The organism is Deinococcus sp. KSM4-11 (genome assembly GCF_004801415.1).
In the GTDB taxonomy this organism is placed as follows: Bacteria; Deinococcota; Deinococci; order Deinococcales; family Deinococcaceae; genus Deinococcus.
The window spans coordinates 97,891-110,915 of sequence record NZ_SSNX01000008.1 but is presented as its reverse complement, the minus strand read 5'-3'; the positions used below and the strand labels follow the sequence as shown (position 1 = coordinate 110,915).

Genomic DNA, 13,025 nt, shown 5'->3' with positions numbered 1-13,025 from the left:
CGGGCCGCCCCACTCGGGCGGCCCGTTCTCTGCCTGGCTGTCCCCGAACGTCAATCGCGCCGGGGCGGGCGCGCGCCCCGGTCGCCACCGGGACGCGGGCCGCGCGGTTCACGCGGGGCGATCTTGCCCTCCAGCTCAGGCCGGATCAGGTCGATCTTGCCCCGGTCGTCCACGCCCGCGATCTTCACGCGCAGCTTGTCGCCCACGTTCAGCACATCCTCGACGGCGTTCACGCGCTGCTCCGACATCTGGGAGATGTGCAGCATGCCGTCCTGACCGGGGTAGAGGTTGATGAAAGCCCCGAACGGCGTGGTCTTAACGACGGTACCGTCGAATTCCTCGCCAGCCTTCGCCTCGCGGGTGATGCTCTCGATCCTGGCGCGCACGGCATTGGCCGACTCGCCGCTCGCGCTGAAGATGCGCACGGTGCCGTCCTCCTCCACCGTGACCTGCGCGCCCATGGCCTCGAGTTCCCGGATCTGCTTGCCGCCCGGCCCGATGACCTTGCCGATCAGCTCGGGGTTGATCTTGATGCTCACGATGCGCGGCGCGGTGGGCGACAGTTCCGGACGGGGCGCCGCGAGCACCTCGGCCATCTTGCCCAGGATGTGCAGGCGGCCGTCGCGGGCCTGCGCGAGCGCCTCGCGCATGATCTGCGGGGTGATGCCGCCCACCTTGATGTCCATCTGGAGGGCCGTGACCCCTTCGGCGGTGCCGCAGACCTTGAAGTCCATGTCGCCCAGCGCGTCCTCTGACCCCAGGATGTCGGTCAGGACGCGGTACTTCTCCCCTTCCATGACCAGGCCCATCGCCACGCCCGCCACTGGAGCCTTGATCGGCACGCCCGCGTCCATCAGGGCGAGGGTGCCGGCACATACGGTCGCCATGCTGCTCGACCCGTTCGATTCGAGCACCTCGCCCACGATGCGGATCACGTAGGGGAAGTCCTCGAAGGACGGCAACACCGCGCGGATGGCGCGCTTGGCGAGGTTCCCGTGCCCGATCTCGCGGCGGGACTGGCCGCCCATGCGCTTCACCTCGCCCGTGCTGTACGGAGGGAAGTTGTAGTGCAGCATGAACTTGTCGTTGTCCTCGGTGGTGAGGTCATCGACCAGGATCTCGTCGCGCTCGGTACCCAGCGTGGCCACGCCCAGCACCTGCGTCTCGCCGCGCGTGAAGATGGCGCTGCCGTGCGCGCGGGGCAGGGGCCGCGCCTCGATCCAGATGGGCCGCACGGTCTTGCTGTTGCGGCCGTCGGCACGCAGGTCGTCCTCGACGATCAGGCGGCGCAGTTCCTGCTTCTCCACCTTGTAGAAGGCGTTCTTGAGCGCCGTGATGCGCTCCTTGGCACCCTCGGCGTCGGGATCGGGTTCGATGCCGGCGATGATGCCGTCCCGCAGGGCCTTGGTGCGCGTGCTGCGTTCCTTCTTCCCGGCGGTCAGCAGCGCGTCCTTCAGGCCGCCCGCATGGGCCTTCTCAGCCAGTTCCGGCACGAGATCCGTGCTGAGGTCGGAGTCGGCCATGAAGTTGAACTTCTCCTGCCCCAGCTCGGCCTTCATCTGTTCGATCAGGGAGATCACGCCCTGCATGCCCGCGTGCGCGAACTCGATCGCGCCGACAAGCGCGTCCTCGGAGACGCTGTGCGCGCCGGCCTCAACCATCATCACGGCGTCCTTCGTGCCCGCCACGACCAGGTCCATGGAGCTGCGCGACAGCTGATCCACCGTCGGGTTGATGATGTACTCGCCGCCGATCTGCGCCACGCGCACGCACGCGGTCGGGCCGTTCCAGGGGATGTCCGAGATGCTCAGGGCCGCCGACGCCCCGATCGGCCCCAGCACGTCCGGCAGATTCTGCTGGTCCGCGCTGATGACCGTGATGATCACCTGCGTTTCCTGACGGTAGCCCTTGGGGAACAGCGGCCGGATCTGCCGGTCTGTGATGCGGGCGCCCAGGATGGCCTTCTCGCCGGGGCGGCCCTCACGGCGGTGGAAGCTGCCGGGGATCTTGCCCACGGCGTAGTGGCGTTCCTCGAACTCCACGGTCAGCGGCAGGAAGTCCAGCGTGGAGCGTTCCTCGCGGGCCTGGGCGGTCACCAGCAGCATGGTGTCGCCGTAGCGCACGGTGACGCTGCCGCTCACCAGCTTGGCGAGCTTGCCGGTCTCGATGCTCAGCTCCTTGTCGCCGAGCATCGTCGTATACGTTTTTCCAATCATGTGCGGAGTCTATCCCGCGCCGGATGGGCCGGGGCAGACCGTGCGCCGCTCCCCGACCTGCCCGATCAGACCGGCTCCCCCCATGCAGGCGGCCGCTGTCCATGAACGGCCAGCAGGTCGAGCAGGGGATCGATGACCGCACTCGCCCGGGCCGGCACGTCGTCCAGGGTGCCGGGCGTGACGGTGAGCAGCTGCTCGATGGCTGGCACGAATCCTGCGGGCGTCAGGGGAAGCGAGGCGGCCAGCGTCAGGAGCCGCTTTTCGCCCGGATGGGGCACGCGGTTCAGGGCGTACAGCACATCGAAGTAGCTGGCGAGCAGTTTGGTCAGAATGCCGTTGACCGCCACGAGGTCCCGCCGCCGGACGGCCACGGCCACCTGAGCGGCGCGGGAATTGATGTGGCCGGAAAGCAGGGGCACGTTCAGGGCGATGATCGCCTGCGCCAGGCCATCCGGGTAAGGCTGCAGTGCCTGGGCTTGCAGGCGCGCGAACCAGCCCTCGCGGTCGAACAGGAGGCGCGAGGTTCGCAGGTTGTGCCACACCGCCGTCGAGTAGCCCTGGTGGGCTTCGAAGCGCTCCAGCAGGTAGTGGAGGTGATCCTCGAAGGACGCGGCCGGGCGAAACATGACGTCCACAGCCCGGCCGTCGCGCTCGATCCACTCGTCCCCACACTCGGCGAAGTGGTTGTCGATCTCCAGCCGCTGGGCGCGTGGAGCGGCGATGTTCCGGCGCAGCGCCACAGGCACGTCCTCGCGGCAGTAGACGTACAGGTCGATGTCCGAGGAGGCGTCCTGGTTGCCGGCCGTGACCGAACCGCCCTGCACCACCGCCAGCACCTGCGGGATGGTCGCGTACAGGTCGGCCAGGGTCTGTGGCAGATCGGTGGTGGTCACCCCGCGAGTATGCTCCGCCCCTGCGACGCGCCGATGGCCTCAAGGTGTGCGTTGTATCAACCCGCGTCACATGGTCGCGGCCACCCGACACGCGCATGATGCCTCCCGACGGAGGTTCGACATGAGTGTGCCTAATTTTGGTCTGGGAACGTTTCGCCTGAAAGATCAGGTCGTGAAGGATTCGGTGCGCAACGCCCTGGAGGTCGGGTACCGCGCCATCGACACCGCGCAGGGCTACGGCAACGAGGGCGAGATCGGCGAGGTGATCGCGCAGAGCGGCGTGCCCCGCAGTGAGCTGTACCTCACCACCAAGATCAAGCCCGACAACTACAGCGCGGACAAGCTGGTCGCCAGCCTGCGCGAGAGCGTGCAGAAGCTGGGGGTGGAGCAGGTCGACCTGACGCTGATCCACTGGCCCGCCCCGAACGGCCCCGTGCCCGCAGAGGAATACCTGACGGCCCTGGCCGACGCGCAGCAGCAGGGCCTGACGAAGGAGATCGGCGTGTCGAACTTCACGGTCGCGCTGCTCCAGAACGCCATGAAGATCCTGGGTGACACGCCCATTGCGACCAACCAGGTGGAGATCCATCCGTACCTGCAAAACCGCACGCTGGCCGGGTTCGCCCGGGCCGAGGGTCTGCACCTGACGTCGTACATGACGCTGGCGGTGGGCAAGGTTCTGGACGACCCGGTGATCCAAGCCATCGCCCAACAGCACGGTGCGACGGCCGCGCAGGTGGCGCTGGCGTGGGCCTTACAGCAGGGCTACTCGGTCATTCCGTCGAGTACGAAGCGGGAGAACCTGGAAAGCAACCTCGGGGCGCTGAAGCTGATCCTCTCGGACGAGGACATGGCGCAGATCGCCACGCTCGACAGAGGTGGCGCTGAACGCATCGCCAATCCGCCGAGTGTCGCGCCCGACTGGGACTGAGGACAGCGCGGCCCGGACGCCATAACTCACCGTGGCTCCCGACGTATATCAGGCCCACATTCAGTTCAGGGCGTATAGTGCCCATATGGAGTTCAGCGGCCCTCTCTGGCACTGGCGCGGCCCCGCCCCGCACTACTTCGTGACGGTTCCGGACGACGAGGCGGCCGAGCTGAAGGCCGCCTCGAAGTTCGTGACGTACGGCTGGGGCATGATTCCCGTGCATGTGACCATCGGCGGCACCCGCTGGCCGACCTCCCTGTTCCCGAAGGACGGCCTGTATATCGTGCCGATCCGCGCGAACGTCCGCCAGAAGGAAGGACTGGAGGAGGGGCAGGACGTGACCCTGCACCTGGAACTGCGCACCTGATCCTGCGGGCGTGTCAGCCGGTCGCTCAGCAGCGCGTCCGCCTTCTCATCGACAGGTATGCGGCTGTTCCGTGTGTGACGCGACGGTTCTTGGAGTGCGGCCGACGCCCTATGATGCCGGTACATGAAATCCAGCTTTCGGATGGCCCTGGCCGCAGTTCTCAGTGTGTCCATGCTCGCCGCGTGCGGACAGGCACCGTCACGGTCGCTGGCCGCGCAGGGTGGGAACGGCAAGCCGGCGACCGGGCAGCATACGGCCGCCGCAAAGGCCTTCCTGCCCAACCCCGTGCAGACGACCGGCGACGAGTCCCTGAGCGACCAGAAGGACGCGGCCGCCGCCGTGCCCGCCAGCGCGTACTACAGCGTCACCCTCACGAACCTCGATGGCAGCGGGTACCTCAGCGGCGACTACGCGAAGGTCGTCAGCGAGACGGGCACGCCCGTGTACGGCAGTGGGCCCTTTAACTTCACACGGGATCAGGATCAGTTCGAGCAGGTCATGGCGTACTACTGGGTCACGGAAGCGCAGAAGTACATCCAGTCGCTGGGCTTCGGCACCGAACTTCCGGCGGTGCACAGGGAGCAGCAGCAGCTCAAGGTCAGCCAGTACGGGATCGACAACTCGTACCAGAACGACCAGCCAGACATCATCCGCTACGGCAAGGGCGGCGTGGACGACGCCGAGGATGGCGAGGTGATCGTGCACGAGTACGGCCACGCCGTCCAGAACGCCCAGGTGCCCGGCTTCGGCACCAGCCTGGAGGCTGGGAGCATCGGCGAGGCCTTCGGGGACTACCTGGGCCTGACGGTCGCGGACGCCGTGGCGCGGGCGAACGGCGCGCCCGTGAAGACGCCACTGCCGTGCCTGATGGACTGGGACAGCACCGCCTACACGCGCACCGTGCCGCACTGCATCCGCCGCACGGACACCAACAAGCGCTACCCGCAGGACGTGGTGGGCGAGGTGCACGCCGATGGCGAGATCTGGTCGCGCGCCCTGTGGGACATCCGCGTGGCGCTGGGCGCGTACCGGGCCGACCGAATCATCATCGACGCTCAGTTTGCCTTCAAGCCGGACACCAGCTTCACTGCCGCCGCACAGGCGACCGTGACGACCGCGCAGGCCCTGTACGGCAAGTCGGTCGCCGCCACCGTGAAACAGGCCTTCGCAGATCGCGGCATCCTGTAACACTGGTCGTGTGAATCCTGGCCGCATGACCGCTGTTCACGACCTCCTCCGGCGGTTGTGGCCTGGCGAGGCCGTGACGTCCACGGAGTCGCTGACCGGCGGCGTGTCCGCCCAGGTCACGGCCCTGACGCTGCGTCAGATGGATGGAGCTGTACGGCGTGTGGTGGTGCGAGAGTACGGCGCCCGCAACCTGAGCGCGAACCCGGACGTGGCCGCGCAGGAATTCGCGTTGCTGCGGTTCCTGCACCGCGCCGGGCTGCCCGTTCCCGAGCCACTCTGGCAGGAAAGCGGCGTCCTCGTCCAGACTTTGATGGACGGGCAGAGTGGCGCGGAAGGAGGAGCTGATCCTGAGTCACTCGCGCACTTCCTGGCCCGGCTGCACGCCCTGGAGCCGCAGGGGCTGCCACTCCGTGTCCTGCCGGGCAGTCCTGCACCCCAGGGCCTCCCGGACGAATCGCTGTCCGAGTCCCGCATCCGCGCCGCGCTGGCCGCACATCCGCCGCCTTTGGGCCGGCTGTCCGTGCTGCACGGCGACCTGTGGCCGGGGAATACCCTCTGGAGCGGCGGCGCCCTGAGTGCCGTGCTCGACTGGGAGGACGCCGGACTGGGTGATCCGCTGGCGGACGTGGGCAACACGAGGCTGGAACTCCTCTTTTTTCACGGCCAGAGCGCCATGCAGGACTTCACTCGGGCCTACGCCGGGGCAGGCGGAACCGACCTGTCCCCTCTGCCCATCTGGGATCTGCGCGCGGCCCTGCGTCCCTGTGGACGGATGCAGACCTGGGGCCTGGAGGCCGGGCAGGAACGGACGATGCGCGAGCGACACCACTGGTTCGTCGGGCAGGCGCTGGCCGCCATACCGGCGTCCTGAATCGCCTTCGCCAGATCGCAGTCACCCCACGCTGGACAGGTGCTCCTGAACCGCATCTCGAACTGCCGCACTCTGACCAGGACGTCGGTTCCGCCCGCCAGCTCAGTGCTCGACGGTGTGCGCCAGGCCGTCCAGCACCGTCTGCCAGTTCTTCTCAAATTCCGCGCGGTGCTGCTCATCGGAGGGGGTGACGCCGCCCTTGAGGTTCGACTGGCTCAGGGTCACGTCCGTCCGGTCTCCATCGGGCGTGAGGTCGAAAGTGAGCACGTGGTAGTTCTCCGGCACGTCCGCCTGACCGGACGACCCGCTCCAGTGCGAGAACTCCAGGGTGCGGGGCCGGTCGGCGCGGAGGATCTCACCTTTGTCCTCGTAGGCTTTGCCCTGGTATTCGCCGCGCATGCGGATGGGGCTGCCGACCGTCCAGTCGGAGGTCACCTCGGCCCCGAGGAAGAACCGTTTGAGTTTGTCCGGCGAGGTGAGCGCCGTCCAGATCTGCTCCGGGCGCGCGGCGATGGAACGGGACACCTGGGCGGTCACCTGCGGCATGACGTACCTCCTGAGCGCAACCGGCAGTGAAGCTGCCTCTGTGCGCTGATCGCCGCCACCAGCCGGGGACGCGTGTAGGCCAGCGGAATACGGGCGAGAAGTCCATCATGCCCGTGGGGGTTGAACCCCGCATGGGCGGGGACTTGATGGATGTTTATCCTTCCCGCGCCGCGGCGGCCCGCGCGTAGATCTCACGGATCAGGGCCGATTTGTCGTTGTTGTACTCGTGGATGTAGGCGTAGGGTCGGGTGGCCAGGTCGCGCTTCAGCGCCGCGTACGCGGCCCGGTCTGCGGGGTGTGTGCGCAGCCAGTCGCGGAAAATCACGTGCCGGATTGCCTCGGGGCTGCCGGGCGACCAGACGTGCAGGTTGATGTCCGTGTCTGGGCCTTTGAACATCCGATGTTCCAGCCACTCGGGTTCGCGGATGGTCAGGTGGTACCCGGCGGCCTCCAGCGTGGGCACATACGCGGCTTCATCGGCAGAGTCCGCCACGGTCAGGTCGAGGTCGATGATGGGCTTGGCGTGGAGTCCGGGCACGGCCGTGGAGCCCACGTGTTCCAGCGCCAGGACGCGCCCCCCGAGTAGATCGCGCAGGCGCCGGGCCTCCCGCCCGTACAGCGCGGGCCACTGCGGGTCGTAGGGAACGACCTCGATGGGGCCGGTCAGGCGGGCCGGGGGCACCACGAAGGCCGCGCGCATCTCCGCCTCCGTCACGGGCGGATCGGTCGGTACCGGGGGAAGGTCGGACATGCGGCCCTCAGTATTTCCGGCAGCGACCCCGCCCGCATCCGCCACTTGCGTTAGGACGGGGCGATGGTGGGAGGCAGCGGGAACAGGGTCACGTACCGCGCGGCGAGGTCGCGGTCGCCCTGCACGCGCAGCAGGCCGTCGGCCTCGGCCGTCTCGAGGGGCAGCCCGCCGAAGATCACGCCGCCGAGGGTGGCGACGTCGCCGCTGAGGGTGACGTCCGCCGGGCCGCTGCCGGGGTGAAGTTCCAGCGTGCCCTCCACGACGCGTGCCGTGAACTGCTCCCGGCCGACGTGCAGTGCCACGGTGGCCTCGATTCCGGCGGCGGCGGGCGCGCTGAACATGGTGCGCTGCGCGGTGATGAGGGTGGCGAGGCTGATCGGGGCGGGGGGCTTGAACGGAGACTGTGCACCCCAGCGCCCGAGCTGCATCAGCACGGGTTCCAGCTCGTGGCCCCAGGGGGTCAGGGCGTACATCGAGCCGGAGGCCGGGGCCGGGAGCGGTTCGCGTCGCAGCACGCCGATGCCTTCCAGGTCGATCAAACGCTGGGTGAGCACCGTGGCGCTGATGCCGGGCAGCGTGGTCTTCAGATCGGTGAAGCGCCGGGGGCCCAGCAGCAGTTCCCGCACGACCAGCAGCGCCCAGCGTTCCCCGATCAGGTCGAGGGCGTGCGCGGCGGCGCAGCCGTCCTCGTAGGAACGGCGTTCGGGACTGCGCGCACCGGAACCGCGCCGGGTGGTCATATCCACCAAGTGTACTCGGTTCAGTCCGAAAAACTGAGCGGGGGGTTGCAATTCCGGACTATTATGTTCTAAGCTAAACAGGTACAAGACGTTCCATTCCCAGCCCATTCCCGGAGGCCCCATGCGTCCACACCCCACCGGAACCCGCCCATGAGCCGGGTGTTCCTCGACCTCGCCGTGTCCCTCGACGGCTTCATCGCTGGCCCCGACGGCCAGGATGGTGGCCTGCACGACTGGTATTTCGCCCAGGACGCCGCCCATGACATCAAGGCTGAACTGCTGGGCGGCATCGGCGCGATCATCCTGGGCGCCCGCGCCTTCGGGACGGCCCCCGACGGCTTCGACACCGAATACCACGTCCCGCACTTCATCATGACGCACACGCCCCGGCCCACCGTGGAGCGCGGCGGGGCCACCTTCGTCTTCGTGACCGACGGCCTCCAGAGCGCCCTGACCCAGGCCCGCACCGCCGCCGGCGAGCGCGACGTCTGCGTGGCTGGCGGCGCGGACGTGGCCCGGCAGTTCCTCGCGGCGGGCCTGCTGGACGAGATCCAGCTCCATGTGGCGCCCGTCCTGCTGGGCGGCGGCCTGCGCCTGTTCCCGGAGCACGGCCCGGCCACGCCGCTGCAGCGTGTCCGCAGCGTGCCATCCGCCCATGCCACCCACCTGACCTACCGCCTGAAGGAGGCTTCCCATGCGTAAACTCAATGCCGGCCTGTTCATGTCCCTCGATGGCGTCGTCGAAGGGCCCGGCCCCGCCGACACCTTCGAGCGCGCCGGGTGGACGATGCCCTCCTTCTCGCCCGAACTCGGGGAGTTCATCGGCACGTCCGCCGACGACAGCGACGGCCTGCTGCTGGGCCGCGAGACCTACCAGATGTTCCAGTCCTTCTTCGGGCCCCAGGGAGACAGCAACCCGCCGGCCGCCAGGATGAATGGCGTGCACAAATACGTGGTTTCGAGCACGCTGGAACACGCCGACTGGGCGAACTCCACCCTGATCGGGGGCGACCTCGTGCCCGCCATCACGCAGCTTAAGCAGGCCGGTGACCGGCCCCTGAACCTCAGCGGCAGTGTCACGCTGGTGCAGTCGCTGCTGGAGCACGGGCTGCTCGACCGCCTGGATCTGCTCGTGCATCCGGTCGTGGTCGGCGCAGGCCGCCGCCTGTTCGAACCGGGCCGCGAGCACACCCTCCCGCTGACCCTGCGCGAATCGCGCACCTTCCCGCACGGCGTGGTGCTGCTCTCCTACGCCGCCTTGCCGACGACCTGAACACGATTCTCAAGGCGCTTCAAAGGAGACCCATGGGCAGATTGATCATCTCGGAATTCCTCTCGCTGGACGGCGTCATCGATACCCCCTCCTGGAGCGCGCCCTACTGGAACGACGAGATCGCCGCGTTCAAGGCCTCGGAGATGGAGACGACCGACGCGCTGCTCCAGGGCCGCGTGACCTACGACGGCATGGCGGCCGCGTGGCCGGCCAGGGGCGACGACGATCCCGGCGCCGCCGCCATGAACAGCCTTCCGAAGTACGTCGTTTCGACCACGCTGACCGAGGCGACGTGGAACAACTCGACCATCATCCGGGGCGACGTGGCCCACGAGATTCAAGCTCTGAAAGACAAGTACGCCGGCGACATCCTGGTGTACGGCAGCGGCCAGCTCACGCGCTTCCTGCTGGAGCGCGGCCTGGTGGATCAGCTCAACCTGCTCGTGTACCCCGTGACGGTGGGCGGCGGCAATCGGCTCTTCGAGGAGGGTGCCCTGAACTTCACGCTGACGGCGTCGCGCACTTTCAGTTCCGGCGTGGTGCTGCTCCAGTACCAGCCGGCCGCCCGCTGATGGGCACGGTGCTGCTGTCCATGTTCGTCTCGCTGGACGGCTTCGTGAACGACCCGCAGGGCAAGGTCGGCGCGCTGTACCCCGATCCGGCGGTGCTGATGGAGACGGCCTTCATGCAGGACTCCATCCGGGACACCGGCGCAGTCGTGATGGGACGCCGCGCCTTCGACATGGGAAAACCCGACGACTACGTGGGCCAGTACGAGTACCAGGTTCCGATCTTCGTGCTGACCCACCACCCGCCCGCCGTGGCCCCGAAACAGGACGAGCACCTGACCTTCACCTTCGTTACCGGCGGTATCGAGGACGCCGTGGCGCGGGCGCAGGCCGCCGCCGGAGACCGGGAGGTGCTAGTGATCGGCGGAGCGAACACGGCGCAGCAGGCCCTGGAGGCCGGGGTGATCGACGAAGTGGAGATCGGCGTGGCCCCCCTGCTGCTGGGCAGCGGCACCCCCCTGTTCGGGCCGCTGCGTCACCCGGTTCGTCTGGAACGCCTGCGGGCCACCGACATCGGGGACGCCACCCTCCTGCGGTACCGCGTCATTCGTTGAGATCCGAGCCACCAAGGAGACCCATGTCATTTCAGGCGTATCTGGACAGCGTCAAAGCACAGACGGGCAAGACCGTGGCCGACTTCCGCGCGCAGAGCAGCGAGAAGGGCCTCTCCAAGCACGGCGAGATCGTCAGGTGGCTCAAGGACGAGTACGGCCTGGGGCACGGACACGCGACGGCGGTCGCCGCTGCCCTGCTGAAGCCCGAATTCAAGAAGACGCCGAAGGACGAGAAGGTGGACGCCATCTTCAGCGGCAAGAAGGCCGTGTGGAAGGATACCTACGAGAAGCTCCTGGCGGCCGTCCAGGACTTCGGGGACGATGTGGACATCGCACCCACCGACACCTACGTCAGCGTGCTGCGCGGGCGGAGCAAGGTCGCCATCGTGCAGCCCGGCGCCGCGTTCCTCGATCTGGGGATCAAACGCCGGGGCGCCGACGCCACCGAACGGTTCGAGGCCGCCGGCACCTGGAACAGCATGGTCACGCACCGGGTGCGGATCACCGACGCCGCGCAGATCGACGCGGAGGTCATGGACTGGCTGCGGGCGGCCTACGAGGGAGCGAACTGAGATGCGGAAACTCGTTTCATTCACGCACCTGACGCTGGACGGCTACGTCTGCGGGCCGCAAGGAGAACTGGAATGGGCGAACGTCGCGCCGGAGATCGCCGCCGACGTGGACGTTCGCCTGACGGCCGTGGGGGCCGCCGTGTATGGCCGAGTGGTCTACGGCATGATGGAAGGCTACTGGCCGACCGTGAACGCCAACCCGGACAGCACCGAGCATGACCGCGCCCACATGGCCTGGGTGGAGGCCATTCCCAAAGTCGTGATTTCCCGCACGCTGGATCGGGCCGACTGGAACAACACCATACTCATCCGCGAGGACGTGGCCGGGCAGGTGGGGGCGCTCAAGGCGCAGCCGGGCGGCGATCTGATGGTCTTCGGCAGTCCCCGGCTGGTGCACGTGCTGGCGCAGCTCGGCCTGGTGGATGAGTACCTGATCTACCTGAACCCGGTCACGCTGGGCGGCGGCACGCCCCTGTTCGAGGCCGGGCAGGCAACGAAGCTCACGCTGCTGGAAACGAAAGCCTTCCAGGAAGGTGTGGTCATGCTGCGCTACACGGTTCTTCATGACGAAGTCCCCGTATGAGCAAAGTCATCATTGACATCACCATGTCCCTCGACGGCTTCGTGACCGGCCCGAACGACGGCCCCGGCAACGGCCTGGGCGATGGCGGCAAGGTGCTGCACGAGTGGGTGTACCACCCCACGCCGGACGACCTGAAGCTGCTGGTCGAGGAACCGCAGCAGCGGCTGGGCTCGTGCGTGCTGGGCCGCCGCACCTTCGACATCGCCAACACGGCATGGGGCGACCAGCCGCCGTTCGGGCCGAGCACCGTGTTCGTCCTGACGCACCGCCCGCACGACACGCTCGAGCGTGGCCCTACGACCTTCGTGTTCGTCACTGACGGCCTGCACCGTGCCCTGGCGCTGGCGCGGGCCTCGGCGGCCGGGAAGGACGTGATGCTGATGGGCGCGGACGTCAGCCAGCAGGCCCTGAAGGCGGGGCTGGTCGACGAACTGGAAATTCACGTCGCCCCCCTGCTGCTGGGCGCGGGCCGCCCCCTGTTCGCCCACATCGGCGGGCCGGTTCCACTGGAACGCCTGCGCGTCATTCCCACGCCCGCCGCCACCCACCTGCGCTACCGCGTGGTGAAGGCGGGCGACACGTCACAAGGAGCACCCCATGTTTGAGAATGCCCCCGCCTTCAGCGGTTTTTCCGTGCAGGACATCGCCGTCGCCCGCTCCTTCTACGAGAACACGCTGGGACTGCAAGTAAGCGAGGAGCACGGCATGCTGCATCTGCACGTCACGGGGGGGCGGCCCGTCCTGGTGTACCCCAAGCCAAACCACCAGCCCGCCACCTACACCGTCATGAACTTCCCGGTGGACGATGTGGACGCCGCCGTAGACGCTCTGGCCGCCGCCGGTGTGGACACCCTGAAGTATGACGGCATGAACCTCGACGCCAAGGGCATCATGCGCGGTCAGGGCCCGACCATCGCGTGGTTCGCCGATCCGGCGGGCAACGTGCTGTCCGTCATCCAGAACGCCTGACC

At 68.0% G+C, this 13,025-nt stretch carries 17 protein-coding genes; 12 read left to right on the top strand and 5 right to left on the bottom strand.

Annotation, left to right across the window (positions count from 1 at the left end; all coding sequences use genetic code 11):
* Positions 1-50 precede the first annotated feature (50 nt).
* Positions 51-2,216: a polyribonucleotide nucleotidyltransferase gene (gene pnp / locus E7T09_RS18485; RefSeq protein WP_136390670.1), complete on the bottom strand. Its 2,166-nt coding sequence runs from the start codon at positions 2,214-2,216 to the stop codon at positions 51-53.
* A 65-nt stretch (positions 2,217-2,281) separates the two neighbouring features.
* Positions 2,282-3,109, bottom strand: coding sequence for a DUF4037 domain-containing protein (locus E7T09_RS18480; RefSeq protein ID WP_240741889.1), 828 nt, complete (start codon positions 3,107-3,109; stop codon positions 2,282-2,284).
* Positions 3,110-3,230: 121 nt separating this feature from the next.
* Between E7T09_RS18480 and dkgB the strand changes: the two genes are divergently transcribed.
* From dkgB to E7T09_RS18460, 4 genes are all read left to right on the top strand, one after another.
* Positions 3,231-4,040: a 2,5-didehydrogluconate reductase DkgB gene (gene dkgB / locus E7T09_RS18475; RefSeq protein ID WP_136390669.1), complete on the top strand. Its 810-nt coding sequence runs from the start codon at positions 3,231-3,233 to the stop codon at positions 4,038-4,040.
* An 85-nt stretch (positions 4,041-4,125) separates the two neighbouring features.
* Complete coding sequence (locus E7T09_RS18470; RefSeq protein ID WP_136390668.1) at positions 4,126-4,407, top strand: DUF1905 domain-containing protein; 282 nt, start codon at positions 4,126-4,128, stop codon at positions 4,405-4,407.
* A 123-nt stretch (positions 4,408-4,530) separates the two neighbouring features.
* Positions 4,531-5,595 carry a M36 family metallopeptidase gene (locus E7T09_RS18465; protein WP_136390667.1) on the top strand — a complete coding sequence of 355 codons (1,065 nt, stop codon included), beginning with the start codon at positions 4,531-4,533 and terminating at the stop codon, positions 5,593-5,595.
* Between the two features lie 25 nt (positions 5,596-5,620).
* Complete coding sequence (locus E7T09_RS18460) at positions 5,621-6,466, top strand: phosphotransferase family protein (RefSeq protein WP_136390666.1); 846 nt, start codon at positions 5,621-5,623, stop codon at positions 6,464-6,466.
* Between the two features lie 102 nt (positions 6,467-6,568).
* On the opposite strand, the gene E7T09_RS18455 is transcribed toward E7T09_RS18460, so the two are convergent.
* From E7T09_RS18455 to E7T09_RS18445, 3 genes are all read right to left on the bottom strand, one after another.
* A complete protein-coding gene (locus E7T09_RS18455; protein ID WP_136390665.1) occupies positions 6,569-7,012 on the bottom strand; it encodes an SRPBCC family protein in 444 nt (147 codons plus the stop codon).
* Positions 7,013-7,166: 154 nt separating this feature from the next.
* Entirely contained in the window at positions 7,167-7,763 is a 597-nt protein-coding gene (locus E7T09_RS18450; protein WP_136390664.1) for a GrpB family protein, read from the bottom strand.
* Positions 7,764-7,813: 50 nt separating this feature from the next.
* Complete coding sequence (locus E7T09_RS18445; RefSeq protein WP_136390663.1) at positions 7,814-8,503, bottom strand: helix-turn-helix domain-containing protein; 690 nt, start codon at positions 8,501-8,503, stop codon at positions 7,814-7,816.
* Between the two features lie 150 nt (positions 8,504-8,653).
* On the opposite strand from E7T09_RS18445, the gene E7T09_RS18440 reads away from it, so the two are divergent.
* The 8 genes from E7T09_RS18440 to E7T09_RS18405 are packed head-to-tail and all read left to right on the top strand — an operon-like array spanning position 8,654 to position 13,023.
* Positions 8,654-9,205, top strand: a complete 552-nt coding sequence (locus E7T09_RS18440; protein ID WP_136390662.1) for a dihydrofolate reductase family protein — start codon at positions 8,654-8,656, stop codon at positions 9,203-9,205.
* Positions 9,198-9,776: a dihydrofolate reductase family protein gene (locus E7T09_RS18435; RefSeq protein ID WP_136390661.1), complete on the top strand. Its 579-nt coding sequence runs from the start codon at positions 9,198-9,200 to the stop codon at positions 9,774-9,776. The genes E7T09_RS18440 and E7T09_RS18435 overlap by 8 nt, the downstream gene beginning before the upstream one ends.
* Positions 9,777-9,808: 32 nt before the next feature.
* Entirely contained in the window at positions 9,809-10,348 is a 540-nt protein-coding gene (locus E7T09_RS18430; protein WP_136390660.1) for a dihydrofolate reductase family protein, read from the top strand.
* Positions 10,348-10,899, top strand: a complete 552-nt coding sequence (locus E7T09_RS18425) for a dihydrofolate reductase family protein (protein ID WP_136390659.1) — start codon at positions 10,348-10,350, stop codon at positions 10,897-10,899. The genes E7T09_RS18430 and E7T09_RS18425 overlap by 1 nt, the downstream gene beginning before the upstream one ends.
* Positions 10,900-10,922: 23 nt before the next feature.
* Entirely contained in the window at positions 10,923-11,471 is a 549-nt protein-coding gene (locus tag E7T09_RS18420; protein WP_136390658.1) for a DUF4287 domain-containing protein, read from the top strand.
* A 1-nt stretch (position 11,472) separates the two neighbouring features.
* Positions 11,473-12,054: a dihydrofolate reductase family protein gene (locus E7T09_RS18415; RefSeq protein WP_168734938.1), complete on the top strand. Its 582-nt coding sequence runs from the start codon at positions 11,473-11,475 to the stop codon at positions 12,052-12,054.
* A complete protein-coding gene (locus tag E7T09_RS18410) occupies positions 12,051-12,659 on the top strand; it encodes a dihydrofolate reductase family protein (protein ID WP_136390656.1) in 609 nt (202 codons plus the stop codon). Before E7T09_RS18415 ends, E7T09_RS18410 begins: the two co-directional genes overlap by 4 nt.
* Complete coding sequence (locus tag E7T09_RS18405; protein ID WP_136390655.1) at positions 12,652-13,023, top strand: VOC family protein; 372 nt, start codon at positions 12,652-12,654, stop codon at positions 13,021-13,023. The genes E7T09_RS18410 and E7T09_RS18405 overlap by 8 nt, the downstream gene beginning before the upstream one ends.
* The last annotated feature ends 2 nt before the right edge of the window (positions 13,024-13,025 follow it).

Excerpts from the sequence above, each read along its gene's own strand:
- E7T09_RS18405 (WP_136390655.1), top strand. The coding sequence starts at position 12,652 with ATGTTTGAGAATGCCCCCGCCTTCAGCGGTTTTTCCGTGCAGGACATC.
- E7T09_RS18455 (WP_136390665.1), bottom strand. The coding sequence starts at position 7,012 with ATGCCGCAGGTGACCGCCCAGGTGTCCCGTTCCATCGCCGCGCGCCCG.
- E7T09_RS18450 (WP_136390664.1), bottom strand. The coding sequence starts at position 7,763 with ATGTCCGACCTTCCCCCGGTACCGACCGATCCGCCCGTGACGGAGGCG.
- E7T09_RS18425 (WP_136390659.1), top strand. The coding sequence starts at position 10,348 with ATGGGCACGGTGCTGCTGTCCATGTTCGTCTCGCTGGACGGCTTCGTG.
- E7T09_RS18440 (WP_136390662.1), top strand. The coding sequence starts at position 8,654 with ATGAGCCGGGTGTTCCTCGACCTCGCCGTGTCCCTCGACGGCTTCATC.
- E7T09_RS18420 (WP_136390658.1), top strand. The coding sequence starts at position 10,923 with ATGTCATTTCAGGCGTATCTGGACAGCGTCAAAGCACAGACGGGCAAG.
- E7T09_RS18470 (WP_136390668.1), top strand. The coding sequence starts at position 4,126 with ATGGAGTTCAGCGGCCCTCTCTGGCACTGGCGCGGCCCCGCCCCGCAC.
- E7T09_RS18460 (WP_136390666.1), top strand. The coding sequence starts at position 5,621 with ATGACCGCTGTTCACGACCTCCTCCGGCGGTTGTGGCCTGGCGAGGCC.
- E7T09_RS18445 (WP_136390663.1), bottom strand. The coding sequence starts at position 8,503 with ATGACCACCCGGCGCGGTTCCGGTGCGCGCAGTCCCGAACGCCGTTCC.
- E7T09_RS18435 (WP_136390661.1), top strand. The coding sequence starts at position 9,198 with ATGCGTAAACTCAATGCCGGCCTGTTCATGTCCCTCGATGGCGTCGTC.
- E7T09_RS18415 (WP_168734938.1), top strand. The coding sequence starts at position 11,473 with ATGCGGAAACTCGTTTCATTCACGCACCTGACGCTGGACGGCTACGTC.
- pnp (WP_136390670.1), bottom strand. The coding sequence starts at position 2,216 with ATGATTGGAAAAACGTATACGACGATGCTCGGCGACAAGGAGCTGAGC.
- E7T09_RS18430 (WP_136390660.1), top strand. The coding sequence starts at position 9,809 with ATGGGCAGATTGATCATCTCGGAATTCCTCTCGCTGGACGGCGTCATC.
- E7T09_RS18465 (WP_136390667.1), top strand. The coding sequence starts at position 4,531 with ATGAAATCCAGCTTTCGGATGGCCCTGGCCGCAGTTCTCAGTGTGTCC.
- E7T09_RS18410 (WP_136390656.1), top strand. The coding sequence starts at position 12,051 with ATGAGCAAAGTCATCATTGACATCACCATGTCCCTCGACGGCTTCGTG.
- dkgB (WP_136390669.1), top strand. The coding sequence starts at position 3,231 with ATGAGTGTGCCTAATTTTGGTCTGGGAACGTTTCGCCTGAAAGATCAG.